Here is a 26,455-nt window from a genome sequence, read left to right on the forward strand (position 1 = left end):
CGTCGTCACTCCGCCGCCTCGCTCGTGCTCCTTCGCTTCGGCTTCCGCGCCTTCTTCAGCACCGGCTCCAGGAATTTGCCGGTGTAGCTCCGCTGCGCCTTCACGATGTCTTCCGGCGGGCCCCAGGCGACGATTTCGCCGCCGCCGTCGCCGCCTTCGGGGCCGAGGTCGATGACCCAGTCGGCGGTCTTGATGACCTCGAGATTGTGCTCGATGACGACCACCGTGTTGCCCTGCGCGACCAGCTCGTGCAGCACTTCCAAGAGCTTCTTGACGTCGTGGAAGTGCAGGCCGGTGGTCGGCTCGTCCAGGATGTAGAGCGTGCGGCCGGTGGCGCGCTTGGATAGCTCCTTGGCGAGTTTGACGCGCTGGGCTTCGCCGCCGGACAGCGTCGTCGCCTGCTGGCCGACATGGATGTAGTCGAGGCCGACGCGGTGCAGGGTCTGGAAGGTCTCGCGCACGCGCGGCACCGCCTTGAAGAACTCGGCGGCTTCCTCGACGGTCATGTCGAGCACGTCGGCGATGGACTTGCCCTTGAACAGGACTTCCAGCGTCTCGCGGTTGTAGCGCTTGCCCTTGCAGACGTCGCAGGTGACGTAGACGTCGGGCAGGAAGTGCATCTCGATCTTGATGACGCCGTCGCCCTGGCAGGCCTCGCAGCGGCCGCCCTTGACGTTGAAGGAGAAGCGGCCGGGCTCGTAGCCGCGCGCCTTCGCCTCGGGCAGACCGGCAAACCATTCCCGGATCGGCGTGAACGCGCCGGTATAGGTCGCCGGGTTCGAGCGCGGGGTGCGGCCGATCGGCGACTGGTCGATGTCGATGATCTTGTCGATATGCTCCAGGCCCTCGATGCGGTCATGCGGGGCGGCGCCTTCGCTGGCGCCATTCAGCTTGCGCGCGATCGACTTGTAGAGCGTGTCGATCAGCAGCGTCGACTTGCCGCCGCCGGACACGCCGGTGACGGCGGTGAACAGGCCGAGCGGAATTTCCGCCGTGACGTTCTTGAGGTTATTGCCGCGCGCGTTCACCACCTTGATGGTGCGGCGATGGTTCGGCGGACGCCGCTCCGGCACCTCGACCTCGAGCTCGCCGGTGAGATATTTGCCGGTGAGCGATTTCGGGTTGCGCATGATCTCGGCGGGGGTGCCTTCGGCGATGATGTTGCCGCCGTGCATGCCGGCGCCGGGCCCGATATCGAGCACGTGGTCGGCGAGCAGAATGGCGTCCTCGTCGTGCTCGACCACGATCACGGTGTTGCCGAGGTCGCGCAGCCGCTTCAGCGTGTCGAGCAGGCGGGCGTTGTCGCGCTGGTGCAGGCCGATCGAGGGCTCGTCCAGCACGTAGAGCACGCCGGTCAGGCCCGAGCCGATCTGCGAGGCCAGGCGGATGCGCTGGCTCTCGCCGCCGGACAGCGTGCCGGATGAGCGGGAGAGGGTGAGGTAGTTGAGGCCGACGTCGAGCAGGAAGGTGAGGCGCTCGCGGATCTCCTTGAGGATGCGCCCCGCGATCTCGTTCTGCTGCGCGTTCAGCGCCTCCGGCACGGTCTCGAACCAGGCGCCGGCATTCTTGACCGACAGCTCCGAGATCTCGCCGATATGCTTAGCCCCGATCTTGACGCAGAGCGCCTCGGGCTTGAGCCGGAAGCCGTTGCAGGCGCCGCAGGGCACGTCGTGGAAATACTTTGCCAGCTCTTCGCGGGCCCACTCGCTCTCGGTCTCGCGATAGCGGCGGTTGATGTTGGTGATGACGCCTTCGAACGGCTTCTTGGTGTCGTAGGAGCGGACCCCGTCCTCGTAGGAGAACTTGATCTCGTCCTCGCCGGAGCCATGGAGGATCGCGTTCTGCGTCTTCTTCGGCAGATCCTTCCACTTGGTGGTCAGCGTGAACTTGTAGTGCTTGCCGAGCGCGGTCAGCGTCTGGGTGTAATAGGGCGACGACGATTTGGCCCAGGGCGCGATCGCGCCCTTGCCGATCGCGAGCTCCTTGTCGGGGATCACCAGATCCTCGTCGACATGCTGCTCGACACCGAGGCCGCCGCACGCGGGGCACGCACCGTAGGGGTTGTTGAACGAGAACAGCCGCGGCTCGATCTCGGGGATGGTGAAGCCGGAGACGGGGCAGGCGAACTTTTCCGAGAACAGGATGCGCTCGGGCCCGCTCTTGTCGTGGATTTTTGCCGTCTTCTTTTTCTCTTCGGCCGGCGCAGCAGCGGCAGCTGGCGTATCGGCATACTCGATCACCGCGAGACCTTCGGCGAGCTTCAGCGCGGTCTCAAAACTTTCGGCGAGGCGCTGGCCGATATCGGCGCGCACGACGATGCGATCGACGACGACGTCGATATCGTGCGGGAATTTCTTGTCGAGAGTCGGCGCTTCCGCAAGCTCGTAGAAGGTGCCGTCGATCTTGACGCGCTGAAAGCCCTTCTTGAGCCATTCGGCGAGCTCCTTGCGGTACTCGCCCTTGCGGCCGCGCACCACGGGGGCGAGCAGATAGAGGCGGGTGCCCTCAGGCAGCGCGAGCACGCGATCGACCATCTGCGAGACGGTCTGGCTTTCGATCGGCAGGCCCGTGGCCGGTGAATAGGGCACGCCGACGCGCGCCCACAGCAGGCGCATGTAGTCGTAGATCTCGGTGACGGTGCCGACGGTGGAGCGCGGATTCTTCGAGGTCGTCTTCTGCTCGATCGAGATCGCCGGCGACAGGCCGTCGATCTGGTCGACATCAGGCTTTTGCATCATCTCCAGGAACTGGCGGGCATAGGCCGAAAGCGACTCGACGTAGCGGCGCTGACCCTCGGCGTAGATGGTGTCGAAGGCGAGCGAGGATTTGCCCGAGCCTGACAGACCGGTGAACACCACGAGCTTGTCGCGAGGAATCTCGACGTCGATGTTCTTGAGGTTGTGCTCGCGCGCGCCACGGATCGTAATTGCGCGCAGGCTCGAGCCCGCGTTCTGCTGTTGGCGCTTCGCCTTGATCACTTCATCCATCCGAGTTGCCCTCAAGGAATCCCAAAGGTGCGCGATCGCGCCGACATAAAAGGCGCGCTTCGCCCGGAACCGGGATCGGCGCCGATGGGGTTGCCAGCGAACGTAGGAAGAACGGAGACGGATTTCCAGAGGGACTTGCGAATCGTCAACGGATTGTTGGCGCGCTGGCGGGACTTGGCAGTGACTTGGCAGTAGCGCGCCGTCCGGAACAAGCGAAGGGCCAGCGCAAGGCCGGCCCTTCGTTCGCGCTTGGATGCGGATTTGGGGCAATCCGCGCACGACCAGGACCTTGGAGGAAGTCCTTTTTCGGAGCGTATCTCGCTCAGTATTTGGCGACGACCGGGCCGCCCCAGCGATAGTTGACGCGGATCAGCCCGATGTCGATGTCCTGGCCGATCCGCTCGGTGCGACCGGGCGGAACGAGCGCAGCGCCGGCGAGATCGCCGCCGTGATGGCCGAGGAACAGATGGTCGTACTCGCCGCCGACCGACCAGTTTTCCGCAAAGGCATATTCCACGCCGAAGCCCGCGCTGTAGCCCCAGCGGGTCTGGCTGAGTGTGTTGGACACGACGCCGACGCCCGGAACGAACTCGTCGTATTTGTCGTGAGCGACCGCTGCACCCGCCTTGCCGTAGAACAGCACGCTGTTCACGGTGTAGCCGAGCTGGCCGGTGAACAGACCAAAGCTGTCGATCCTGGTGCGGTTGTTCAGCGGCGCCAGCACCAGGCTGACATTGTTGCCCTTGAAGTCGGCCCAGTTGCCCTGGCCTTCCACGCCGAGCACCCAGTGCGCCTTCTGCCAGCGATAGCCGAGCTGGGCACCGACCGTGCCGCCGCTGGCATTGTGGCAGCCTTCGCCGACGGCCGGATTGATCGCAACGCCGCTGACGGCAACAACGCTCCAGCAGGCATGGCCGAGGCCGCCGCCGCCATTGATGCCGCCATAGACGCCGGTCCATTCGAGGGCGGGTACGGGTGCCACCGGCGCTTTGGAATAGAGCGGGAGATCCGCAGCAACGGCCGGTGCAAGCGCACCGCATGCGAACAGGCTGATCGCAGCCACTGCCCAAGTCTTCATGTCGCGTCCCCAACTCGCCGAACCAATTCGCGAGCGCCATGCGCGCGCCTTACGATTCCTTGACGGTTCGGCGCATCGGGGCGCGAAAACAAAAAGGCCGGCGCGAGGCCGGCCTTTCGTAACGTGATGACGTCAGAGCCGAAGCTCAAAACGTCAGATCAATACCTGGCGACCACCGGGCCACCGAAGGTGTAGTTCACGCGAACCGTGGCCATATCCACGTCCTGCTTGATGCTGTCAGCGCGGAAGGGCAGGCCAAACGCGGTGAAGCTGTCGGTGTGCTTGCCCATGAACAGGTGGTTATATTCGACGCCGACCGACCAGTTCGGTGCGAAGCCGAACTCGATGCCGGTACCAACGGCGCCGCCCCAACGCGTTTCGCTTGCTGAGCCGAAGGTGACACCAGCCAGAGTGCCGCTGAACTTGTTGTGGGTGACGGCCGCGCCGCCCTTCACGTACCAGAGCACGTTGTTCCAGGCATAACCCACCTGGCCGGTGAAGAGGCCGAGGGCGTCGATCTTGGTATTGTTCACCAGCGGGAAGAAGGCGGCCGGCGAGCTCGTGTTCGAACCCTTCAGATCAGCCCAATCGCCCTGCGCTTCGAGGCCGAACACCCAGTTGGTGGCCTGCCAGCGATAACCGATCTGGCCGCCGACGAGGGCGCCGGTCGCATTATGGCAACCCTCGCTCGTCGTGGGGACGGCGACGCCACCGACACTGGTCGTATCCCAGCAATTGTGGCTCGAGCCGCCGCCGGCGTTGCCGCCGATGTAGAAGCCGTTCCAGTTGTAGATCGAAGCCACGGCCACCGGGGCCTTGGTGTAGGGGCGTGCGGCGAGATCTGCGGCCATCGCGGGGGCGACTGCGCTCACTGCGAGCAAGCTGACGGAAGCGAACAAAATATTCTTCATTTCAACCTAATCCCCAGTTTCTGCTTGGCCGTCCCGTGTAGCGGAAGGGCATCGGACTCGAAGGTCCGTTCGCCTATGTCTAGCGCAATTAATCTACAGGTTGTGTGCCCGATAAGCCACAACATGCGGGAAAGCGCCTCCATCGAGATGACGGTTCGTCGCACCGGGCGGCGAAAACAAAAAGGCCGGCACAAGGCCGGCCTTTCGTAACGTGATGGCGTAAGAGCCGAAGCCCGGTACTGAACTCAGTACTTGGCGACGATCGGGCCGTTGAAATGATAGTTCACGCCGACCTGCACGGTGTGGAAGTTGAGCGTGCCGGTGGGCAGAGCGCCGGTGAAGTAGGTCTCGCCGCCGAGGCTGCGATAGAGGTACTCGCCCTTGACCGACCACTGCGGAGCGAAGAACGCCTCGACGCCCGCGCCGACGGTCCAGCCGGAGTGGAACTTGCTGTCCGACGCGGACACGCCGAGCGCGGAGAGGGTGATCTTGTTGTCGATCCAGGCGTAGCCGCCGGTGCCGTAGACCAGGACGTTGTTGATGGCGTAGCCGATGCGGCCGCGCACGGTGCCCATCGCGTCGGTCTTGGAGCTGGCGGTCGCGGTCACGACGCCGAAGCCGGGGACGACGGTCGCGCCGGTCGCCGAAGCACTGACATCGGCCCAGGCGCCGTCAGCCTCGACACCGAACACAACGTTGCCGGTCTGCCAGTTGTAGCCGGCAGTGCCGCCGACGAAGCCACCCTGCATCCGCGGGCTGCCCGAATCTTCCCAAGCGCCGCCGCCGACGATACCGAGGTAGAAGCCGGTCCAATTGTAGACCGAAGCCACGGCCACCGGAGCCTTGGTGTAGGGGCGAGCCGCCAGGTCGGCAGCCGAAGCGGCGCCAGTGAGGGCGAGCAGAGCGGCCGAAGCCAACAAGATCTTCTTCATATTCAACAAATCCCAGTCCCAGTTTCTGTTTTGGACTTCCGTGCGTCGGAAGCAGTATCGGACGCTGTGGTCCAACTGACGTCGGCTTACACCACTGAAGCCGCAAGTTGTGTCTCTCAAATGCCACAACAGATACAAAATGTAACAGTCGCTGACCTATAGTTCCCATCGGGAACAAAAAACAAAAAGGCCGGCACAAGGCCGGCCTTTGATTCCTGAATGGTTTCAGATGGATCAGTACTTCGCGACGACGGGCGTCCCCCAATTGAAGTGGTAGTTCACGCCGGCCTTGATGGTGTGGATCGTGTCGTTCCACTCCGAGCGATTCGCCACCACGGGCGAGTACTGGATCGTGCTCTTGCCGAGGTCGATGTAGTTGTACTCAACCTTTGCCGACCAGTTCGGAGCGAACATGTACTCCACGCCGGTACCGAGGGTCCAACCCCAGCGCCAGTCGTTCTGGACGAAAGTGTTGGCCGCGCCGCCGTTGAGGGCTGCGTCATAGCGGTGCTGAATATCGCCGACGGCCGCACCGCCGCTCACGAACCAGAGCGCCGGTCCCCAGGCGTAACCAACGCGGCCCTTGATGTCTCCGAAGCCGCGCAGCTTGGTGGCGTAGCTGTCGCCGAGGTTCGGCGGACCAACATTGATCACCGACGACCGACCGCTGATGTCGGCCCAGTGATAATCGCCCTCGAGACCAATGACGAAGGCGCCCATCTGCCAATTGTAACCGGCGACGCCGCCGACGAAGCCGCCGCTGGTGTCGTAGTTCTGCGATCCGACGAAGGCAGGCGTATTGGGGGCAAGGAAATATGTTTCGTTGCTTCGGCCCCAGCCACCGCCGCCCTGAACACCGAGATAGAAGCCAGTCCACGTGTAGATGGGAGCAGGTGCCACAACTGGCGCCTTGGTGTAGGGGCGTGCCGCCATATCAGCTGCGCTTGCGGGAGCCGACAAGCCCAACGCAACGATACCGATTGCTCCAAACAGAATTTTCTTCATTACAGTCTCCCCAATGTCGACCGCTCCAAAGGTCCCCGGAGCGGTCAGTCAGGCGCGACGCCCAAATGAACAATTTCGAGGCAACCTTACGCGCATCTCGAGGTGGAGTCCGTCTCCGGAATGCAACACTTGCCGGCCAATCGAAGACCGCGCAAGTTGATGAATGTTAAGAAGTTTTTGGCGTTTTAGGGAACTCGGGAAAGTTCCAATTCATCGCACAGTGAATAGCGGCCTCAGGAACGCGTTGTGCACAAAATCGGCTCTAGCTTTGGCAGGAACAAATCTGGAACAAATATTCCGCCGATGCTATATATGGGGATAACCGAGGGCGTGGCGGGCCGATCAGTGCTCGTAAGCGTATAGGGTCGGCCCAACAGGCGGCAGCGCGGGCGCGCCTTTTCGAAATTCATTGGCATTTGGAGTGGAGAGCGGCGATGGCGGGAAGCGTCAACAAGGTCATTCTGGTTGGAAATCTTGGCAAGGATCCGGAGATCCGCCGCACCCAGGACGGGCGGCCGATCGCGAATCTGAGCATCGCCACCTCCGAGACCTGGCGCGACAAGAACAGCGGCGAGCGCAAGGAGAAGACCGAGTGGCATCGCGTCGTGATCTTCAATGAAGGGCTCTGCAAGGTCGCCGAGCAATATTTGAAGAAGGGCGCCAAGGTTTACATCGAGGGCGCACTGCAGACCCGCAAATGGACCGATCAGCAGGGCGCTGAGAAGTACTCCACCGAAGTCGTGCTCCAGGGCTTCAACTCGACCCTGACGATGCTCGACGGTCGCGGCGGTGGCGGGGGAGGCGGCAGCTTCGGCGACGAGCCGGGCGGCGATTTCGGCTCGTCCGGTCCAGTCAGCAGCGCACCGCGCCGCCCGGTTGCGGCCGGCGGCGGTGGCCGCAATAACGACATGGACGACGACATTCCGTTCTGAGGCTTAGCCTTTGACGCGGGTGGAGCGAGTTGGCGCGGGCCGGGACAGAAAACGACCGGCCCGGTTTTCGAGCATCCCGACCAAGACGGGATCCATGAACTCGTAGTCGTCCGGAATGTCGAGGCAAATGACGCGCTTGCCATTCAGGCTGGCGCGGAATTTCCGGTTCAGCTTGGTCCGATGGGCCTTCTCCATCACGAAGATGATGTCGGCCCATTCGACCTGTTCGGTCGACAACAGCACGTCTGCGTCGTTCGAGATGCCGGCCGAGTCGGTCTCGATCCCCGGCCAGGTCGAAAACACCTGCTCGGCCGTCGGACTGCGGAGGCGATTGGCGCTGCAGACGAAGAGGACGTTGGTCACTTTGACCGCTCCAAGATAGTCAGGGCTAGATACTCAGCTTTTGGTGGTCGACGGGATCTTCCACGTCGCCACCGTGGCGTTTGGCCGAGAGGGCTTCTTTTTCCAACACAATAGCCGGCTCGTGTGAGGCGGCAGGATTTCCTGCCAATCGACGGGCCAGGCTCGGCTTTTCCGGGCTGGTCTCATGTGCTGCCTCAAGCCTTTGACGGGTCGCGATGTGAATGGTATTAACTTCATGTTAATCCTATTCACATGGTCGGTTCCGACCAGAGGGCCACATGAGCTTCACGCCGCTGCTTGACGCTGCACCTGCGATCCCGCTGCACGCCTTCGCGGCGATGGCGGCCTTCGTGCTCGGCCTCGTGCAGTTTGCCGCGCCCAAGGGCACGCTGCCGCACCGGACGATCGGCTGGATCTGGGTGGCACTGATGGCCGTGGTGGCCGTCTCGTCGTTCTGGATCCACCAGATCCGCCTGGTCGGGCCGTTCAGCCCGATCCATCTGCTGTCGATCTTCACGCTGGTGATGCTGCCGCTCGCGGTATGGCGGGCCCACACGCATCGCGTCGCCGCGCATCGGTGGACCATGATCTTCCTTTTTACCGGCGCGCTGGTGGTGGCGGGCCTGTTCACACTGCTGCCCGGACGCATCATGCACAGCGTGTTTTTCGGGGCGTAAGGGACGGTTCCAGGGCGCTCCTTCGGACCCCGCCCGAGACGGTGGCAGGAGTGGCGTAAGTCTCTGGAAAAACAGTCGGAAAAAGCGCTTCCCGGAAGCCCCCAAGGGTGGTTATCAGGGCGTCGATGCGCTATATGATTCCCAGATAAAATTTCACCGGATTCCCCCTTGGCTGACGACGACAACAAGCCCGGCGACCAGCCGGCGCAACCCTCGGATATTCGCCCCGTCTCCATCTTCGAGGAGATGAAGAAGTCCTATCTCGACTACGCCATGAGCGTGATCGTGGCGCGTGCGTTGCCAGATGCCCGCGACGGTCTGAAGCCGGTGCATCGCCGCATCCTGTACTCGATGAACGAGCAGGGGCACACGCCCGACAAGAAGTACGTCAAATCCGCCCGCGTGGTCGGTGACGTCATCGGTAAGTATCACCCGCACGGCGACCAGTCGATTTACGACGCCATGGTCCGCATGGCGCAGGACTTCTCGATGCGCGTACCGCTGATCGATGGTCAGGGCAATTTCGGCTCGGTCGATGGCGATCCCCCGGCCGCCTATCGTTACACCGAAGCGCGGCTCACGAAGGCGGCGCTCGCCCTGCTGGCCGACATCGACAAGGACACCGTCGACTTCCAGCCGAACTACGACAACAACGAGACCGAGCCGTCGGTCCTTCCGGCCAAGTTCCCGAACCTGCTCGTTAACGGCGCCGGCGGCATCGCGGTCGGCATGGCGACCAACATCCCGCCGCATAATCTTGGCGAGGTCATCGATGCCTGCGTCGCGCTGATCGACAACCCCGCGCTGACCATCGACGAGCTCATCAACATCGTGCCGGGACCGGATTTCCCGACCGGCGGCGTCATCCTCGGACGGCAGGGCATCCGCTCGGCCTACCACCTTGGCCGCGGCTCGATCGTCATGCGTGGCAAGGTCGCCATCGAGACCATCCGCAAGGAGCGAGAGGCGCTCATCGTCACGGAGATTCCCTACCAGGTAAACAAGGCGACGATGGTCGAGCGCATCGCCGAGCTGGTCAAGGAAAAGAAGATCGAAGGCATCGGCGACCTGCGCGATGAATCCGACCGCGATGGCTACCGCGTCGTCATCGAATTGAAGCGCGACGCCGTGCCGGATGTGGTGCTGAACCAGTTGTACAGATTCACGCCGCTGCAGACGAGCTTCGGCGTCAACATGGTGGCGCTCGACAGCGGCCGTCCGCGGATCATGCATCTGAAGGACCTGCTGGCGATCTTCGTCGACTTCCGCGAGCGGGTCGTCACGCGCCGCACCAAGTACCTGCTCGCCAAGGCGCGCGATCGCGCGCATATTTTGGTCGGTCTGGCGATCGCAGTTGCCAATATTGACGAGATGATCCGTGTCATCCGCACGTCACCCGACCCGACCACCGCGCGCGACACCCTGATGTCGCGCGACTGGCCGGCCCGCGATGTCGAGGACATGCTGACGCTGATCGACGATCCCCGCCACCGCATCAGCGAGGATGGGACGATCCGGCTGTCGATGGAACAGGCGAGGGCCATTCTGGACCTGCGGCTTCAACGGCTTACCGCACTCGGCCGTGACGAAATCCGCGATGAGCTCGACAAGCTTGCCGGCGAGATCGCCGATTATCTCGACATTCTGCGCTCGCGCGAGCGCGTGCTGACCATCATCAAGACCGAGCTCGCCGAGGTGAAGGCCGAGTTCGCCACGCCGCGCAAGACGTTGATCATGGAGCAGGAAGGCGAGGTCGAGGACGAGGACCTGATCCAGCGCGAGGACATGGTCGTTACCGTCTCGCACGCGGGTTACGTCAAGCGCGTGCCGCTGTCGGCCTATCGCGCCCAGCGCCGCGGCGGCAAAGGCCGCTCCGGCATGCAGACCCGTGACGAGGATTTCGTCAGCCGGCTCTTTGTCGCATCGACGCATACTCCGGTGCTGTTCTTCTCGTCCCGCGGCCAGGTCTACAAGGAAAAGGTCTGGCGGCTGCCGATGGCGGCGCCGAACGCGCGCGGCAAGGCGATGATCAACATCCTGCCGCTGGAGCAGGGCGAGCGCATCACCACCATCATGCCGCTGCCCGAGGATGAATCGACTTGGGGCCAGCTCGACGTGATGTTCGCCACGACAGGCGGCAACGTCCGGCGCAACAAGCTGTCCGACTTCGTCGACGTCCGCCGCTCCGGCATCATCGCCATGAAGCTCGATGAGGGCGAAGCGATCGTCGACGTGCAGATCTGTACTGAGCGTGACGACGTGCTGCTGACCGGCGCCGGCGGCCAGTGCATCCGCTTCCCGGTCCCCGACGTGCGCGTGTTCACCGGGCGCACCTCGATGGGCGTGCGCGGCATCGCGCTTGGCGAGGGTGACAAGGTGATTTCGCTGGCGATCCTGCGCCATGTCGAGACCACCTCCGACGAGCGCTCGGCCTATTTGAAGATGCGCCGCGCGGTCGCCGGCGAGGCCGCAAGCGAGGAAGCCCCCGCGGATGCCGAGGCGGAGGAGACGTCGGGCAGCTTCCAGCTGGCGCAGGAGCGCTATGCCGAGATGTCGGCGGCCGAGCAGGTCGTGCTGACCGTCTCCATCAACGGCTACGGCAAGCGGACCTCATCCTACGAATACCGGACCACGGGCCGCGGCGGCAAAGGCATCGTCGCCATGAGCGTCAACAACCGCAACGGCAACCTGGTGGCCTCGTTCCCGGTGGAAGACGCCGACCAGATCATGCTGGTGACCGACAAGGGCCAGCTGATCCGCTGTCCGGTCGAAGGCATCCGCGTCGCCGGCCGATCGACGCAAGGCGTGATCGTGTTCGACACCGCCGAGGACGAGCACGTCGTCTCGGTCGAGCACATCACGGAAGAGGCCGAGAACGGCAACGGAGCGAACGGGGAGCCGAACGGAGAGTAATGCGCGGCTCCGTGGCCCGGATGGAGCGATCCGGGCTACGAACTTCGCTAGATCTCCAGCTCCGTGCCGAACTCCACGACCTGCTTGGTCGGCACGCCGAAGAACGCCGCTGAGCGCTCGGCGTTGCGCTGGAGGAAGGCGAACAGGCCTTCGCGCCAGACCCACATGCCCGGAATGTCCTCGCTCGGAATGATGGTCTCGCGGCCGACATAATAGGTGATGTCGGAGAGGTCGATGCCGGGCAGCTTGCCCTGGCGGCAGGCGAGCGTCAGGCCCTCATAGATCGTCGGGTTCTGCATGAAGCCGTAATGCAGCACGACGCGGGTGATGCCGGCGATGATCTCGATCACCTCGGCGCGCGCTTCGTCGGGGACGTGCGGCACCTCTTCGATCAGCACGGTGACGAGGATGATGCGCTCATGCAGCACGTGGTTGTGCTTGACGAACTGCGTCAGCGCCAGCGGCACGCCTTTCGCCGCCGATGCCAGGAACACGGCGGTGCCGGGGAGACGTGCGCTGCATTTGTTGACCGCGGTCTCGATCAGGTCTTCCTCGGGCTGGCGCAGTTTTCCGCGCGCAGCTTCGACCAGTTTCACGCCACTGCGCCAGGTCAGCATCAGGAAGGCGACGAAGGCGGCGAGCAGCAGCGGAAACCAGCCGCCCTCGAACAGCTTGATCGAATTGGCCGAGAAGAAGATCACGTCGATCACGAAGAAGAAGCCGTTCACGGCCACGACGAGCAACGGCGAATAGCCCCACTGGATCGCAACCAGTGCCGCGAGCAGGGTGGTGATCGCCATCAGCAGCGAGACCGCGATACCGTAGGCGCCGGCCAGCGCGTCCGACGTGCCGAAGCTGACCACCGCGCCGAGCGTTGCGGCGGCGAGCAGCCAGTTCACCAGTGGCACGTAGATCTGGCCGATCGCATCGCTGGTGGTGTGGCGGATCTGCATGCGCGGCAGGAAGCCGAGCTGGATCGACTGCTGGGTCAGCGAGAACACGCCGGAGATGATCGCCTGTGACGCGATCACGGTCGCAACGGCCGAGAACGCGACCAACCCGTAATGCAGGAAGTCCGGGCAGAGCTGGAAGAACGGATTCTCGATCATGCCGGGATCGGTGATCAGGAGCGCAGCCTGGCCGAAATAATTCAGCACCAGCGCCGGCAGGCAGATCGCGAACCACGCAAGCCGGATCGGCAGGCGCCCGAAATGCCCCATGTCGGCATACATCGCCTCACCGCCGGTCACGGCGAGGAAAGCGGCACCGAGGATCGCGAAGGAGACGTGGAAATCCTGGTGGATCAGGAACTCGAAGGCATAGAGCGGGCTCAGTGCCGCCAGCACTCCCGGCGCCTTGACGATGCCGTGGATGCCGAGCGCGGCGAGCACGAAGAACCAGGCCAGCATCACCGGTCCGAAGATGCGGCCGATGAAGCCGGTGCCCTGCTTCTGCATCATGAACAGGCCGACCAGGATGACGATGGTGATCGGCACCACCGCCGGCGCGAGCGAGGGGGCGTCGACTTTGAGGCCTTCGATGGCCGAGAGCACCGAGATCGCCGGCGTGATCGCGCCGTCGCCATAGAGCAACGCAGCGCCGATCAGGCCGACCACCAGGAGATGGGCGCGCCAGGTGCCTGGCTGGGCGTGACGGGCATGCAGCAGCGCCAGCAGCGCGACGATGCCGCCTTCGCCGCGGTTGTCCGCGCGCAGGATCAGCAGCGCATATTTCAGCGAGATGATCAGCAGCAGCGCCCACAGGATCAGCGAGGCAACGCCCAGGACAGCCTCGGGGGTCACTGTGCCGCCATGCGCGGCCGCCTTGGCGGCTTCCTTCAGGGCGTAGAGGGGGCTGGTGCCGATATCGCCATAGACCACCCCGAGGGCGCCCATGGTCATGGCAAGCGGCAGAGGGTCGGGATGATGGCCGGAAGCGACTGCGGGCGTACTGGACAAATGCGACCCCTCAATGGGACCGCGCCCGTCGGGCCATTCCGAGGGGCGCGAGCGTCACACAGTCTGCGACGAGACGCCGCAAATATCCATGGTGTTTATCGCGAGGTTTATGACGCCAAGCTGACAGACAGCCTACGGGGTCCGGTCTGCCGTCACCAGGCGAGCGACACGAACGTCAGCCTTGGTGCCGGCGCGGCGCAGGCAGGACGCCTCGAAATTCGGCCAGGCGCGCTCCGAGCACTCCCTGCCGATGGTCTTGATGTCGAGCCGGTCGGCCTTGGCCAGCGGCTGCGGGACACTCGCTTCAACAGTGGGAGCAAAACCGGGCAGGAGGGTAAGGGCGGTAGCAACACACGCAGCAATAGCGATCGCTGAAAGAGCCTTGATCATCGACGGTCCCCTGTGATGCGGCCGCTGCGCCTTGTTTGCGGCCCGTCATTCGTTGGCTGGATTAGTAACCATGACCAGTTTCCGGACGTCTTCACCGACGCCGGAAATGGTTTCGTGCGTGCATGGTTTTGTTTCGTGGACACCCCGAGGACGAAACAATCCGGCGCCTTCCGACGGGGATTGGCGGAAAAATCGGCAGGAAACCGACAGGAAACGGACAAGGAACCTGTCCGGCTTGCCGGGCCGGGCTGGGCGCGGTAGGACGTGGCCATGCCGCGCATCGCCTTCTATCCGGGTTCCTTCGACCCCATCACCAACGGCCATCTGGACGTGGTCCGGAACAGTGTCCCGCTGTGCGACCGGCTGGTGGTCGCAATCGGGGTCCATCCCGGCAAGAAGCCGCTGTTCTCGACCGAGGAGCGGCTCAAGATGCTCCACGACGTCTGCGGGCCGGTAGCGGCCCAGGCCGGCTGTACGCTCGAGGCCGTGACCTATGACGATCTCGCAGTCACCGCAGCGCGCAAATTCGGTGCGACCATCATGATTCGAGGCCTGCGTGACGGCACCGACCTCGACTACGAGATGCAGCTCGCCGGCATGAACGGCGCCATGGCGCCCGACGTGCAAACCGTCTTCCTGCCGGCGTCCCCTTTGGTCCGCCCGATTACCGGCACATTGGTGCGCCAGATCGCCGCCATGGGCGGAGACGTCTCGACCTTCGTCCCGCCGCTCGTTGCATCCCAGCTCAAGGCAAAATTCGCCGGATAACGGCGCGCTTTTTCATCTCACCTGATCCGGAGTGTCCATGATCCGTCGTCTCGCAATCCTTGCCACGATGTTCGTCGCGCTGATTGGCGCAGTCCCGGCGACGGCGCAGCAACTGCCGGCCAATCTCGACAAGGCCAATGCGCTCGTCATCGATACCACCAAGGGCCGCATCGTCATCAAGCTCCGGACCGACCTTGCGCCGCAGCACGCCGAGCGCCTCAAGCAGCTCGCGCGCGAGGGCTTTTACAACAACGTTCCGTTCCACCGCGTGATGGACGGCTTCATGGCCCAGACCGGCGACGGCCAGAACGGCAACGGCACCGGCGGCTCCAAATATCCGAACCTGAAGCAGGAATTCTCCAAGGTCCATTTCGCCCGCGGCATCGTCGGCATGGCCCGGCGCGGCGACAGCGTCGATACCGCCAACTCGCAGTTCTTCATCATGTTCGCCGACGGCGGCAGTCTCGATGGCCAGTACACCGTGGTCGGCGAGGTCGTGCAGGGCATGGATGTGGTCGACAAGCTGAAGAAGGCACCGGCCGGCTCGCCCGGCGGCACCGTCACCGATCCCGACAAGATGGTGAAGGTGCAGGTCGCCTCCGACATCAAGTAGGAGGGCTTATGGCGCGCCGCGGCGACAGGCTCCTGTTCGCTGCAGCCGTGCTGCTGTTCGGCATCACCGGCGCGGCCGCAGAGGACGCGCCGGTCAACACCATCCAGGACGTCTTCCAGCACTTGCGGAGCTGCTGGAAGCCGCCACCGCCGACCAAGGCTCGCCCTATCGACATCACCGTCGTCGTGAGCTTTAACCGGGCCGGAAACATTCTGGGCCATCCGAGGATTACCTATGAATCCGCGGAGGCCTCCGACAGTGACCGGCTGCAATACCGGATCGCGGTGATGGAGGCGTTGCAACGTTGCACGCCGATGCCATTTACCGATGCAATGGCCGGCGCCGCCGCGGGACGTCCATTCGCGATCCAGTTCCGTAACCGCAGAAATTCACCTGACAAGACTCCACCCCTAACGCAAGAGAGACGAGCATGAGCGTCACCGAAAACACATTGATCCTCGAGACCACGCAGGGCCCCGTCACCATCGAGATGCGGCCTGACCTCGCGCCCGGCCATGTCGCGCGCATCAAGGAGCTGGTCCGCGAAGGCTTCTACGACGGCATCGTGTTCCATCGCGTGATCGACGGCTTCATGGCGCAGACCGGCTGCCCGCACGGCACCGGCACCGGCGGCTCCGGCAAGAAGCTGAAGGCCGAGTTCAACAAGGAGCCGCATGTGCGCGGCACCACCTCGATGGCGCGCGCCGCAAGCCCCGATTCCGGCGACAGCCAGTTCTTCATCTGCTTCGACGACGCCCGCTTCCTCGACAACCAGTACACGGTGTGGGGCAAGGTGACCGAGGGCATGGAAAACGTCGACAAGATCAAGCGCGGCGAGCCGGTGCAGAACCCGGACAAGATCGTCAAGGCGCGGATGGCCGCCGACAAGGAGTAAGCGCCTCATCCAGGAGCGCGCATTCGCGCGCTCCTGGTGGTAAGCCACGAATGCGCACCGACCTCTTCGATTTCGAATTGCCGCCCGAGCGCATCGCGTTGCGTCCGGCGAGCCCGCGTCACTCCGCCAGGATGCTGGTGGTCGAGAACGGTGCGCTACGCGACCAGACCATCGCCGATCTACCGCAATGGCTGAAGCCGGGCGACCAGCTCGTCGTCAACGACACCAAGGTGATTTCGGCGCAACTCAGGGGGCGCCGCATTGGTCGCGAAACCGAGCCGAAGATCGAGGCGACGCTGATCAAGCGCCTCGACGGTTCGCGCTGGCAGGCGCTGGTGAAGCCCGCGAAGAAGCTGATTGCCGGCGACCGCATCCGCTTCGGCAATGAAGGCAAGGTCTGCCTGCTCGGCCATCTCGATGCCGAGGTCGAGGCCAAGGGGGCGGAAGGCGAGGTGACGCTGTCATTCTCGTTCCACGGCCCGGCGCTCGACCAGGCCATCGCCGATCTCGGCAGCCCGCCGCTGCCGCCCTACATCGCCTCCAAGCGCACGCCTGACGATCAGGATCTCGCAGATTACCAGACCATGTTCGCGGCCCACGAGGGCGCGGTCGCCGCGCCCACCGCGGGGCTCCACTTTACGCCGGAGCTGGAGCAGGCACTCGGCGCGCGTGGCGTCGGCATCAACCGCATCACGCTGCATGTCGGGGCAGGGACCTTCCTGCCGGTCAAGGTCGACGACACCGACGGCCACACGATGCATGCCGAGTGGGGCACGATCTCGGCCGAGACCGCGGAGCGGCTCAACACAGCACGACAAAACGGCGGACGCGTTGTCGCCGTCGGCACGACGTCACTGCGGCTGCTCGAAAGCGCAGCGCGTGAAGACGGCACCATCCAGCCGTTCACGGCCGAGACCTCGATCTTCATCACGCCCGGCTATCGCTTCCGCGCCGTCGATATCCTGATGACGAATTTCCATCTGCCGAAGTCGACGCTGTTCATGCTGGTGTCGGCCTTTGCGGGCCTGGAGACGATGCAGCACGCCTACGCGCATGCAATCGCGAGCGGATATCGGTTCTATTCGTATGGGGATGCGTGTTTGTTGTTTCGCGCAGTGCCGTAGGGTGGGCAAAGCGAAGCGTGCCCACGTCTTTCTTGAATGCGGAGAAGAATGGTGGGCACGGCGCTTGCGCGCCTTTGCCCACCCTACGAGACCTGTTCCTGCCGGTACCTGTTACGCCATCACCCGCTGCGGCAACAGCTCGGCGATCTGCACTGCGTTGAGCGCTGCGCCCTTGAGCAGCTGATCGGCCGCGACGAACATCGAGATCGAATGGCCGCTAGGGTCGCTGAGGTCCTTGCGGATGCGGCCGACCAGGACGTCGTCCTGGCCCGAAGCGTCGATCGGCATCGGGAAGTAGTTCTTCACGCGATCGTCGACGACCTTCACGCCGGGCGCTTGCGCCATGATGGCGCGGACCTGGTCTTCGGTGATCGGCTTCTCGCATTCGAAGGTGATGGCCTCGCAATGGGCGCGCAGCACCGGCACGCGCACACAGGTGACGCCGATGGCGATCTTCTCGTCCTCGAAGATCTTGCGGGTTTCCTTGATGACCTTGGTCTCTTCGTCGTTGTAGCCGGTCTCGGGATCGACCGCCGTGTTGTGGTTGAAGAGGTTGAAGGCGTAGGGATGCGGCATCACCTTGGGCGTATAGACCTGCCCATTGAGATTGGCGCGCGTGGATTCGACGAGCTCGTCCATCGCGGCGGCACCGGCGCCGCTTGCGGCCTGGTAGGTCGAGATGATCACGCGCTTGATGCGGTTCTTCTGGTGGATCGGCCAGAGCGGCACAAGTGCTGTGATCGCGGCGCAGTTCGGGTTGGCAATGATGCCCTTGTGGTCGCGGATCCGGTTGCCGTTGACCTCGGGGATCACCAGCGGCACGTTCGGGTCCATGCGGAAGGCGGAGGAGTTGTCGACGACGACGGCGCCGGCCTTGACCGCGATCGGCGCGAACTTCTTGGAGATGCCGCTGCCGGCGGAGAACAGCGCGATGTCGACGCCCTCGAAGGCGCGCTCGGTCAGCTCCTCGATGACGACGTTCTGGCCGCGGAACGACACCGTCTTGCCGGCGGAGCGGGCGCTGGCGAGCGCCTTGAGCTTGCCGACGCGAAAGCCGCGCTTGTCCATGGTGGCGATGAATTCGGCGCCCACCGCACCGGTGACGCCGACAATCGCGACGACGGGATCGTTACTCACAGTGTCCTCCATTCCATTTCGGTTGAGCTGAGATTTAGACAACAAAAAAGCCCCGGACCATCTTGGGCGGGGCTTCGGTAGAGCTGATGCGTTTTAGTCGACGACTATGCGCGAACGCCTCCCCGGGCCCCGAAGGCCGTGGTGGTTTTGGTCGTGCGTTTGGTGGTCGTGAACATAGCGGCGACTTATGCGGGAGAGTCTTGCGTCCGTCAATGGCTTTTGGGCGGGATTGTGGCCTGCGCTATTTGCCCCGGGCGCCCGGTGGCTCGAGGATGACCTCCTTGAGGTCGTCGCCGCTGATGACGACGATTGCGAAATTGAGCCGGCCGCGTTCGCGCACCAGCCCGCCGCTGATGGCCTTGCCGGACGCTGCCTGCTCGGCGACGCGGACCGCATCGGCCAGGCGATGCTTGATGATGCCGAGCGCTGCGAGATTGCTGCGATCGTCGTGGTCCAGCTCGGTCAGGGGCAGGGCGGCTTCGCCGCCCATGAGCTCGCCGGTCGCGGCATTGATGGTGTGCCGCCAGATCCGGTCGTTGTGCAGGGTCTTGACCCGGTACACCGGTACGCCCGAGCCGCCGTCGAAGCTGATGTCCGCGGTCGTGGCGCCGGCATGTCGGGCTTCCGCAATCGCCATGGCCTGGCCGATTGAGATCGACGAGCTGCGGAAACGTTCGATCTCGCGGCTGACGGCCTGGCGGTCCGCTGCGGCGTCCCCATCTGTCTCGTCGTGGAGGGCGGTGGGTGTAGAGCCCGCCGAGACGATCGCGCGGGCCGGCGCTGCGACGAGCAGCCCCGTCAGGGCAATCGCCAGCAAACCGTACACCCGTCGTCCTGTCGTGCTCATGGTCGAACCCTCGGCCGGCAAGCCTTGAACCAGCAAGTGTGCCGGATAATCGTAAAGAAGTCGCGGCCGACCACGGGCAATGGCCGGCCGCTGATTGCCGCAACGGGCTGTACCCGTCGCGGCGATCCAAGCGGTTCGGTCCTCTTTTGGGGCTGGTGAAAAAAGGGGCCCGCACCGCTCTATAAACAAAACCATACCGTATCGTTTTATTTTGGTCAACGAACGGGCCATCGTCCGCAGGGGACAAATCGGCGGTCTCACGGAAATGTCAGCGGGAGGGGCGACGCCGTTGGGCGGCTTTTGGGGCGCCCTGGATGCGGTCTGCGGGACCGATCGCGCCGGCCAGGAACAGCTTGATCGCCGCGCGCATCCGCTTCTCGGCCGCCTTGAGTTCCATCGGCGTGCCGAACGTCGCCATGCGGTGGGTGTGGCCGACGACGACGTCGAGGAACACCTCAGCCGCGATCGTGGTGTCGTCGACATCGAGCGCGCCTTGCGTCACCAGATGGTCGAAGAAGCGCGCGGTGGTGGCGACGGCCTTCAGCCAGCCTTCTTCCTTGCCGAGCTTGGCGATGTCGGGGAAATTGATGGCCTGCGAAGTCATCATGCGGCTGAAGGCGACGGCATCGGGTCCGCAGGTGAAATTGAGCATTTCGCGCCCGATCTCGATCAGCCGCTGTTCGACCGAGATGTCGGAGGAGTTGCCGAGTTGCGTCTCGGCGGCGGCCGACAGCGGCGCAAGCCAGCGGGCGATCTCGCGCCTCAGCACGGCGGCGAACAGGCCGCGCTTGTCGCCGTAGCGGGAATAGACGGTGGGCTTGCTGACGCGGGCTGCTTCCGCCACCGCGTCGAGCGAGGTCGCATCGAAACCGCGATCGAGGAACAGGCGGGTGGCAACCTCGATCAGCCGCTGGTCGCGCTCGATCGCTGCACTCTTGGTCGGCCGGCCGCCACGCGATTTCGAGGCCTCGCGGCGTGGTGCAGCCGTTCTTGTCCTGGTCGCAGCCAATCCCATGCCCAATGATTCCTGCGCGATCGTGCCGATGGTCATTGCTCTATAACGCGCAGCAACCGGGGCGTCGAATCCGGCCGAATTGGCCGCGTCGCCAACGGCCTCGCCACGAGCCCTGTTCCGCGAGGCGGACGTCACGGCATCCGCGAGGTCCAGGCCTGGCCACCGGCCGCTTTCTCGTATCCGTATTGGTAGAGCGCCCGCATGTAGCCGGTGTCGAAGCCCTCGGACGGCGGCGCCGGATAATCGCGCTCGATGTAAGAGAGATGGAAGCCAAGGTGGTTGCGCTGGGCGAAATCATAGGTCGAGAAAATGATCGAGCGCGTCTGCGATTGCGTGATCGAGGACAGGCTGCGCGAGGCGACATCGATCGTGCTGTTGGCGACGAGCTCGAAATTGCGTTCGATCTTCTTGTTGACGAGGATGTAGATGTCCATCTTCGCGTTGCCCGGCAGGCGCCCCTGGAACAGCAGGGCCTCCGGCAAGGTCAGCACGGGCGCCGTTACGCCGCCATCGACATGCATCTCCTGAAACTTGCGGCCCTGGCCTTCGGCCTCGATCAGGATCGGCGGAAACACCAGCGGAATGCTGGCGGAGGCCGCCATCACGTCGCGAAACAGTTTCAGCGCCTCAGGCGTGCCGACCGCGGCGATCTTGCCCATGTCCCAGATCGCGGTGCGCTGGGTGTCGAGATCGGTGGTGACCACCAGCAGCCGTCGGCCCTTGGCGTTCTCGCGGGCGACCTGTGCCATGATCTCCGGCCCGACATAGCGCGCGACCAGCTCGCGCAGCCGCGTATTGCCGAACAGGCCGGAGCCGAACAGCACGCGCATGATGCTGGGATCGTTCAGCAGGCTTTCGGCGATGCCGCTGGTGTAGACCTCCCGAAGCGTGTCGTCATATTGCGATCCGAGGAAGGCAAAGGGCGCGATCAGGCCGCCGGTGCTCACGCCCGAGACAACAGTGAAGGTTGGGCGGTTACGCGCTGCGGTCCAGCCGTTCAGCACGCCGACGCCGTAGGCGCCATCGGCACCGCCGCCGGAGAGCGCCAGATAGGTTCTGCTCCCGGCCGCCTTGTCCTGCTCGAAGCTGAACTTCGTGATGGGCTCGTCGGCATAGCGCCGCAGGCCGTCGATATCGAGCACGCGCGAGGCGCTCGCCTCGGCCGCCGTATAGGGCGTGCGGGGGAGCGAGGTGCAGGCGGTGAGCGCCAGGCTGCACATCAGGACCAGCGACGTGAACAGGCGGGCGCCGGTTCGCATTGCCCAGCCATAGGGGAGGCTGGACGTATCGGTCGAGCAATTGGGGAGGGGCATCGGTCGGTGGCTGACGATCACGCATCTACGGCCGCCGGCAACTTGCCGCGGCGTCTCGTCCAGCCCCGCTATTAAACTATACTGTATCGTTTTATTTATCAAGCGTGACCGGCATCACGTCCGCGTCAGCAGTGTCCCAGTCTGGGGCATCGTGGTCCGGGCGGGTTGATTGGCCAGGCCCGACACGCAATAAGCGGCGCCATGAGTCCTCTACCCAATCATTTCGAATTGCTTGCCACCGATGGCTCGGCGCGCACCGGCCGCCTGACCACGCCCCATGGCGTGGTGCGGACCCCGGCCTTCATGCCGGTCGGCACGGCCGGTGCCATGAAGGGCATGCACTGGCGCGAGGTGCGCGATGCGGGCGCCGATATCGTGCTCGGCAACACCTATCATCTGATGCTGCGTCCCGGCGCGGAGCGCATCAACGGCCTCGGTGGCCTGCAGAGATTTACCGGCTGGAACGGCCCGATGCTGACGGATTCCGGCGGCTTCCAGGTGATGTCGCTGTCGGATCTGCGCAAGATCAGCGAGCACGCCGTCACGTTCCGCTCGCATATCGACGGCGCCAAGATCGAGCTGTCGCCGGAACGCTCGATCGAGGTGCAGCGCCTGCTCGGCTCCGACATCGCGATGCAGATGGACGAATGCGTGCGGCTGCCGGCGGAGCGCGACGACATCGACCGCGCGATGCGTCTGTCGCTGCGCTGGGCCGAGCGAAGCAAGCGGGCTTTCGAGAGTGCGCCCGACGGCTACATGCTGTTCGGCATCGTGCAGGGCGGCGACATTCCTCAGCTGCGCCATGCCAGCGCGCAAGGTCTCGTCGAGATCGGCTTCCACGGCTATGCGATCGGCGGCCTTGCCGTCGGCGAGCCGCAGGCGGTGATGCTGGCCATGATCGACGAGACCGCGCCGGCACTGCCGACCGACCGACCGCGTTATCTGATGGGCGTCGGCACGCCCGACGACATTCTGGAGGCGGTGAAGCGCGGCGTCGACATGTTCGATTGCGTGATGCCGACGCGAAATGGCCGCCACGGCGTCGCCTTCACGCGTTTCGGCCAGGTCAATCTGCGCAATGCGCGCCACGCCGACGATCCGCGCCCGCTTGATGAGGAGAGCTCATGGCCATCCGCGCGCAACTACGCGCGCGCTTACCTGCATCATCTCGTCAAGGCCGGCGAGACGCTGGGGGCGATGCTGCTGTCTGAAATCAATATCGCTTACTACCAGTTCCTGATGCAGGGCATCAGGGACGCGATCGCACACGGAACGTTCGATGAGTTCTATCAGCGTACGCGCGAGGACTGGGCGAGGGGCGACATCGCCCCGCGCTAGAGCGATTGGGCTAGTTGCACACCAGCCGCTGCTTGACGGCGTGCTTGGTGACGAAGCCGTAGCCGCAAGTGTCGCAGGTCCAGAGATAGCTGATCATGTGGTCTGAGACGTAGGCGGACGCTTCGGCGGCGACCATGGAGTCGGCACACACGGGACAGGTTGGCAACTCGCTACAACGCGGATCACGCCTCGGCGCGACGGTCGACAACACTTCAGCGATTGCTGACATCGTGGTGACCTCCCTGCTTAACCCCTGCTTTGAGACCTAAGTCTAACATAAGCAGAATCAGTTGACGAGGTCGCAACACGAATGCGTTGATTTTTCGTAATTGCTTCTGCTTCGACACCTTCTCTGCTTTGGCTCTCCCTCTATCGCAACGCAAACAACCGTGTGCATTGCGATAGGTTAGATGACATTCTGTTGACGGGATGTCATCTCAGGCAGCTCAGGGCGCCTGGACCTGCACCGGTTTTCCAAATTCGGTCATGGAGCCCGGCGCGATCACAAGATAGCGACGCGCATCTTGAGCGTCGCTCTGCACAATCTGACGGATCGGACCCAGCGCGTTCACGATGGCCGATCCGGCCGGGTTGGTCATGAAGCCTGCCAGAGGTTCGAGCTTGCCGCTGCCGTCGGGATGCGTGGCGAGTGCCAGCACATAGGCGTGCTTCGGTTCGAGACCTGTCGCTGCCGCCTGCAACACCTGGGACAGGCCCTGGTCAAACAGGCTGACACTGGTCAGCGCCTTCGGATGCTCCGAGGCTTGACCGACCGCGGCCATGACGAAATGCGCAACTTGTCCGGCAATGCCGAGCTGCTGCAGATTGGTGGCTTCGGGACTGGCGGCGTCGTCCATGACGCTCATGGCACCGTTGCCGGACTCGCGCGCCGCCGGAACGGCATCGGGCACGTAGGCGACGGCCTGGGGCGCCTGGCCGATCGGGATATTGGCAATGACGCTGTTCGAGAGCGTGTCGATCGCGGTGAGCTGGTCGTCATTCTCCAATCCGACATAGACCCGCGAACCATCACCCGATGGCCAGATGCCGTGAGGCAGCTTGCCGACCGGAATGGTTGCGACCTTGGTGAAGTCGTCGGTGCGGTAGACCTGGATCTCGTTCAGGCCGCCAATGGTGATGTAGGCGAACTGCCCATTCGCGTTACGGACGATGTTGACGTGGTTGGTGATCGGGCCGGTGTCCAGCGTCTTGAGCAGGTTGAAGGGAGGCCGGGCGTCGAAGACTTGCGCCTTGCCGGTGTCCTTCAGCGTGAACCAGACTTGTGTTCCATCAGGCGTCGCTGCGAGATCGGGACAGAATGGGCTCGCCTGCGCGACCTTGCCGACGATGGCATGATCGGCAACGGAGATGACGGCGATCTCCGGATTGAACGACGAGCAGACATAGCCGTATTTGCCGTCGGGCGAGAAGATCTGCATCCCCGGTCCATTCGCCACCACGATCCGCGTCTTCTCTTCAAAGCTGACGGGATCGAGCACGGCCACGTAGTTCTCGCCGCGCACGGTCACCCAGACTTCCTTGCCGTCGGGCGTGAAGAAGGCTTCATGCGGAGAGCGGCCGACATAGGTCGTGTGCTTGACCATGTTGGTCGCAGTGTCGATGAACGTGACCGAGTTGGAGCCGATCGAGACCACCGCCAGCGTGCGATGGTCGGGTGAAAATCCCATGCCATGCACGAGCAGCTGTCCCCGGTAGAGCGGGCTGAAGTTTTGCGGCGACGGCGCGCCCAGCCGGATGACGCCGAGCAGCTTGTTGTCGGCGGGATCGGTCACCGAGACGGTGTTGGAGAATTGCTCGGCCGCATAGACCCGGTCATGATGGCTGACCGGAATGTCGGCCGCGGCGGAGGACCCCGGCGCCTGTCCGCTCCAGCCCGGCGTCGCGGAGAGACTGAACAGGCAAAGCGACGTTGCGAGCGCGAAAATTCGCTTCATGACATGGTCTCCCTCTTATTTCGGCGCCAGGACCGCCGTGGTCGTTGATGACGGCGACGGCTGATCAAGCACCAGGCGCATGACGGCGATCTCTTGCTGCTGATCGACAATGATTTCCTGGGCGATGCGCCGCAGGGATTCGTTTCGGCCGTAGCGCAATTCGGCCTGCGCCATCGCAATCGCACCGCGATGGTGCGGGATCATCATGGCGGAGAAATCACGATCGACATCACCGGATGGAGTAATATCCATGTCGCTCATCATCCGATCCATCGCGGCCTGATTTTCAGCCATGAATGGCGCTTCGTCGCCGCACAGCTCGGACATCATCATTTGCGACGCCATATGCGCGGGTTGGCTGCCGAACCTGGCGCCGCCTGCGTATGCGACGACGGCGAGGGGCAGGGCAACTGCCAGGGTTTTCCACATGCGACGCTCCTCAGATCGTCTCTTGTTCGCGTAGCGTGAGGGAGCTCTCGATTGCGTATCGCGCGATCTCGTCTTTGCGCATGAAGGCGACGCCGGCGTGCGACCGAGCGTATTTCAGGAACTGGTCCCACGCCCGCACCATCTGCGGCGTGCCGCTGATGCGATCATGCGCGCTGATCGACATCATCCTACGACGTCGCGGCGCTTCCTCGTACAGCTGGTCGAAATCGAGCTTGATCTGCTCGACGAATTGCGCGGGCGAGTAGTTGCGTCCCTCGACCAGGAGAATGTCGTTGTTGCGCAGCGTGTAGGGGACAACGACGAAATCGTGACCGTCGACACTTTCGATGAACGGCTCATCGCGGCTGAGATCGTCAATGTGATAGGTGTAGCCGAGCTCCCGGAGCAACGAGAGCGTGTTCGGGCTTCGACGCAGCCAATTGCAATTGTACCCGATTGGTCGCTGGCCGGTGACGGCCTCGACCATGTCACGTGCACCGATCAGGAATTTCCGCTCCTCGTCGCGGCTCATCGCATATTGCGAGCTCCAGCGCGGCCCGTGGGCTGCGGCTTCGTGACCACGGGCGACAATCTCGCGCGCAAGTTCAGGGTGCCGCTGCGCAGCCTCGCCGATCATGTGCGAGGTGACCTTCACGCCATGGCGGTCCCACAGGTCGAGCATTCGCGGAATGCCCTCGCGGTAGCCGTAGGCGAACCACGAATTTGCGGCGGCGTCCGCCGTTACGCTTTCCGGAAAATCAACGCGCGGGAACGGGCTGTCGGTGCCCTTCAGCGGTTGTCCGCCGGCCTCGAATTGCATCGATATCGAGATCACCAGTCGCGCGTCGCCGGGCCAGTTCGTCTTTGTCATGTTT

Annotated in this window: 25 protein-coding genes; 9 read left to right on the forward strand and 16 right to left on the reverse strand. The window is 63.8% G+C overall.

Translation table 11 applies throughout. The features are described 5' to 3' along the window. Positions 1 to 5 precede the first annotated feature (5 nt). The 5 genes from uvrA to QA645_RS21150 all read right to left on the reverse strand — a co-directional run bounded on the left by uvrA (position 6) and on the right by QA645_RS21150 (position 6,913). On the reverse strand, positions 6 to 2,987 hold the full coding sequence (gene uvrA, locus QA645_RS21130; RefSeq protein ID WP_283052799.1) for an excinuclease ABC subunit UvrA: 2,982 nt from the start codon (positions 2,985 to 2,987) through the stop codon (positions 6 to 8). Between the two features lie 322 nt (positions 2,988 to 3,309). Then, entirely contained in the window at positions 3,310 to 4,065 is a 756-nt protein-coding gene (locus tag QA645_RS21135) for a porin family protein (RefSeq protein ID WP_283052802.1), read from the reverse strand. 158 nt (positions 4,066 to 4,223) lie between these two features. Beyond that, entirely contained in the window at positions 4,224 to 4,976 is a 753-nt protein-coding gene (locus tag QA645_RS21140; protein ID WP_283052804.1) for an outer membrane beta-barrel protein, read from the reverse strand. Between the two features lie 245 nt (positions 4,977 to 5,221). Further along, positions 5,222 to 5,908 (reverse strand): outer membrane protein, encoded by a 687-nt coding sequence (locus QA645_RS21145; RefSeq protein WP_254131638.1) that lies wholly within the window; start codon positions 5,906 to 5,908, stop codon positions 5,222 to 5,224. Positions 5,909 to 6,142: 234 nt separating this feature from the next. Next, entirely contained in the window at positions 6,143 to 6,913 is a 771-nt protein-coding gene (locus QA645_RS21150; RefSeq protein WP_254193832.1) for an outer membrane beta-barrel protein, read from the reverse strand. A 434-nt stretch (positions 6,914 to 7,347) separates the two neighbouring features. Between QA645_RS21150 and QA645_RS21155 the strand changes: the two genes are divergently transcribed. Next, on the forward strand, positions 7,348 to 7,845 hold the full coding sequence (locus QA645_RS21155; protein ID WP_063683369.1) for a single-stranded DNA-binding protein: 498 nt from the start codon (positions 7,348 to 7,350) through the stop codon (positions 7,843 to 7,845). A gap of 3 nt (positions 7,846 to 7,848) precedes the next feature. Here QA645_RS21155 and QA645_RS21160 read toward each other — a convergent pair whose 3' ends face one another. Beyond that, entirely contained in the window at positions 7,849 to 8,208 is a 360-nt protein-coding gene (locus QA645_RS21160) for a low molecular weight protein tyrosine phosphatase family protein (RefSeq protein WP_254131636.1), read from the reverse strand. A gap of 278 nt (positions 8,209 to 8,486) precedes the next feature. Between QA645_RS21160 and QA645_RS21165 the strand changes: the two genes are divergently transcribed. Beyond that, the gene (locus QA645_RS21165; RefSeq protein WP_254131635.1) at positions 8,487 to 8,885 is read left to right on the forward strand and encodes a DUF2306 domain-containing protein; all 399 of its coding nucleotides are present in this window, start codon (positions 8,487 to 8,489) and stop codon (positions 8,883 to 8,885) included. A gap of 168 nt (positions 8,886 to 9,053) precedes the next feature. Next, positions 9,054 to 11,798: a DNA gyrase subunit A gene (gyrA, locus tag QA645_RS21170; protein WP_283052817.1), complete on the forward strand. Its 2,745-nt coding sequence runs from the start codon at positions 9,054 to 9,056 to the stop codon at positions 11,796 to 11,798. 47 nt (positions 11,799 to 11,845) lie between these two features. Here the strand turns inward: gyrA and QA645_RS21175 are convergent, their stop codons facing one another. After that, entirely contained in the window at positions 11,846 to 13,699 is a 1,854-nt protein-coding gene (locus QA645_RS21175; protein ID WP_254135420.1) for a KUP/HAK/KT family potassium transporter, read from the reverse strand. 189 nt (positions 13,700 to 13,888) lie between these two features. Next, positions 13,889 to 14,146: a hypothetical protein gene (locus QA645_RS21180; protein ID WP_254131633.1), complete on the reverse strand. Its 258-nt coding sequence runs from the start codon at positions 14,144 to 14,146 to the stop codon at positions 13,889 to 13,891. Positions 14,147 to 14,416: 270 nt separating this feature from the next. Here QA645_RS21180 and coaD point away from each other — a divergent pair, with 270 nt between their 5' ends. From coaD to queA, 5 genes are read left to right on the forward strand one after another with little or no spacing between them, the layout of a single operon-like run. Further along, the gene (gene coaD, locus QA645_RS21185) at positions 14,417 to 14,914 is read left to right on the forward strand and encodes a pantetheine-phosphate adenylyltransferase (protein ID WP_283052819.1); all 498 of its coding nucleotides are present in this window, start codon (positions 14,417 to 14,419) and stop codon (positions 14,912 to 14,914) included. A gap of 37 nt (positions 14,915 to 14,951) precedes the next feature. Further along, on the forward strand, positions 14,952 to 15,527 hold the full coding sequence (locus QA645_RS21190) for a peptidylprolyl isomerase (protein ID WP_254131631.1): 576 nt from the start codon (positions 14,952 to 14,954) through the stop codon (positions 15,525 to 15,527). A gap of 8 nt (positions 15,528 to 15,535) precedes the next feature. Continuing rightward, on the forward strand, positions 15,536 to 15,961 hold the full coding sequence (locus QA645_RS21195) for a hypothetical protein (RefSeq protein ID WP_283052822.1): 426 nt from the start codon (positions 15,536 to 15,538) through the stop codon (positions 15,959 to 15,961). Beyond that, on the forward strand, positions 15,958 to 16,422 hold the full coding sequence (locus QA645_RS21200) for a peptidylprolyl isomerase (RefSeq protein WP_283052824.1): 465 nt from the start codon (positions 15,958 to 15,960) through the stop codon (positions 16,420 to 16,422). The genes QA645_RS21195 and QA645_RS21200 overlap by 4 nt, the downstream gene beginning before the upstream one ends. Before the next feature lie 50 nt (positions 16,423 to 16,472). Then, complete coding sequence (gene queA / locus QA645_RS21205) at positions 16,473 to 17,546, forward strand: tRNA preQ1(34) S-adenosylmethionine ribosyltransferase-isomerase QueA (RefSeq protein WP_283052826.1); 1,074 nt, start codon at positions 16,473 to 16,475, stop codon at positions 17,544 to 17,546. Positions 17,547 to 17,657: 111 nt separating this feature from the next. Here the strand turns inward: queA and QA645_RS21210 are convergent, their stop codons facing one another. The 4 genes from QA645_RS21210 to QA645_RS21225 form a co-directional block, all read right to left on the reverse strand. Next, a complete protein-coding gene (locus QA645_RS21210) occupies positions 17,658 to 18,695 on the reverse strand; it encodes an aspartate-semialdehyde dehydrogenase (protein ID WP_283052828.1) in 1,038 nt (345 codons plus the stop codon). 229 nt (positions 18,696 to 18,924) lie between these two features. After that, on the reverse strand, positions 18,925 to 19,530 hold the full coding sequence (locus tag QA645_RS21215; RefSeq protein WP_283052830.1) for a PepSY domain-containing protein: 606 nt from the start codon (positions 19,528 to 19,530) through the stop codon (positions 18,925 to 18,927). Positions 19,531 to 19,798: 268 nt separating this feature from the next. Continuing rightward, positions 19,799 to 20,545 carry a TetR/AcrR family transcriptional regulator gene (locus QA645_RS21220; RefSeq protein ID WP_254135419.1) on the reverse strand — a complete coding sequence of 249 codons (747 nt, stop codon included), beginning with the start codon at positions 20,543 to 20,545 and terminating at the stop codon, positions 19,799 to 19,801. Between the two features lie 131 nt (positions 20,546 to 20,676). Further along, positions 20,677 to 21,804 carry a patatin-like phospholipase family protein gene (locus QA645_RS21225; RefSeq protein ID WP_283052832.1) on the reverse strand — a complete coding sequence of 376 codons (1,128 nt, stop codon included), beginning with the start codon at positions 21,802 to 21,804 and terminating at the stop codon, positions 20,677 to 20,679. A 255-nt stretch (positions 21,805 to 22,059) separates the two neighbouring features. On the opposite strand from QA645_RS21225, the gene tgt reads away from it, so the two are divergent. Then, complete coding sequence (gene tgt, locus QA645_RS21230; protein WP_254193824.1) at positions 22,060 to 23,196, forward strand: tRNA guanosine(34) transglycosylase Tgt; 1,137 nt, start codon at positions 22,060 to 22,062, stop codon at positions 23,194 to 23,196. A 10-nt stretch (positions 23,197 to 23,206) separates the two neighbouring features. On the opposite strand, the gene QA645_RS21235 is transcribed toward tgt, so the two are convergent. The 4 genes from QA645_RS21235 to QA645_RS21250 form a co-directional block, all read right to left on the reverse strand. Beyond that, the gene (locus QA645_RS21235) at positions 23,207 to 23,425 is read right to left on the reverse strand and encodes a hypothetical protein (RefSeq protein WP_254131623.1); all 219 of its coding nucleotides are present in this window, start codon (positions 23,423 to 23,425) and stop codon (positions 23,207 to 23,209) included. Positions 23,426 to 23,642: 217 nt separating this feature from the next. Further along, positions 23,643 to 25,151, reverse strand: coding sequence for a YncE family protein (locus tag QA645_RS21240; protein WP_283052835.1), 1,509 nt, complete (start codon positions 25,149 to 25,151; stop codon positions 23,643 to 23,645). A 15-nt stretch (positions 25,152 to 25,166) separates the two neighbouring features. Next, positions 25,167 to 25,580, reverse strand: a complete 414-nt coding sequence (locus QA645_RS21245) for a DUF305 domain-containing protein (RefSeq protein WP_283052837.1) — start codon at positions 25,578 to 25,580, stop codon at positions 25,167 to 25,169. Positions 25,581 to 25,590: 10 nt separating this feature from the next. Then, entirely contained in the window at positions 25,591 to 26,451 is an 861-nt protein-coding gene (locus tag QA645_RS21250) for a polysaccharide deacetylase family protein (RefSeq protein WP_283052839.1), read from the reverse strand. Positions 26,452 to 26,455 lie beyond the last annotated feature (4 nt).

Source organism: Bradyrhizobium sp. CIAT3101 (assembly GCF_029714945.1).
Classification (GTDB): domain Bacteria; phylum Pseudomonadota; class Alphaproteobacteria; order Rhizobiales; family Xanthobacteraceae; genus Bradyrhizobium.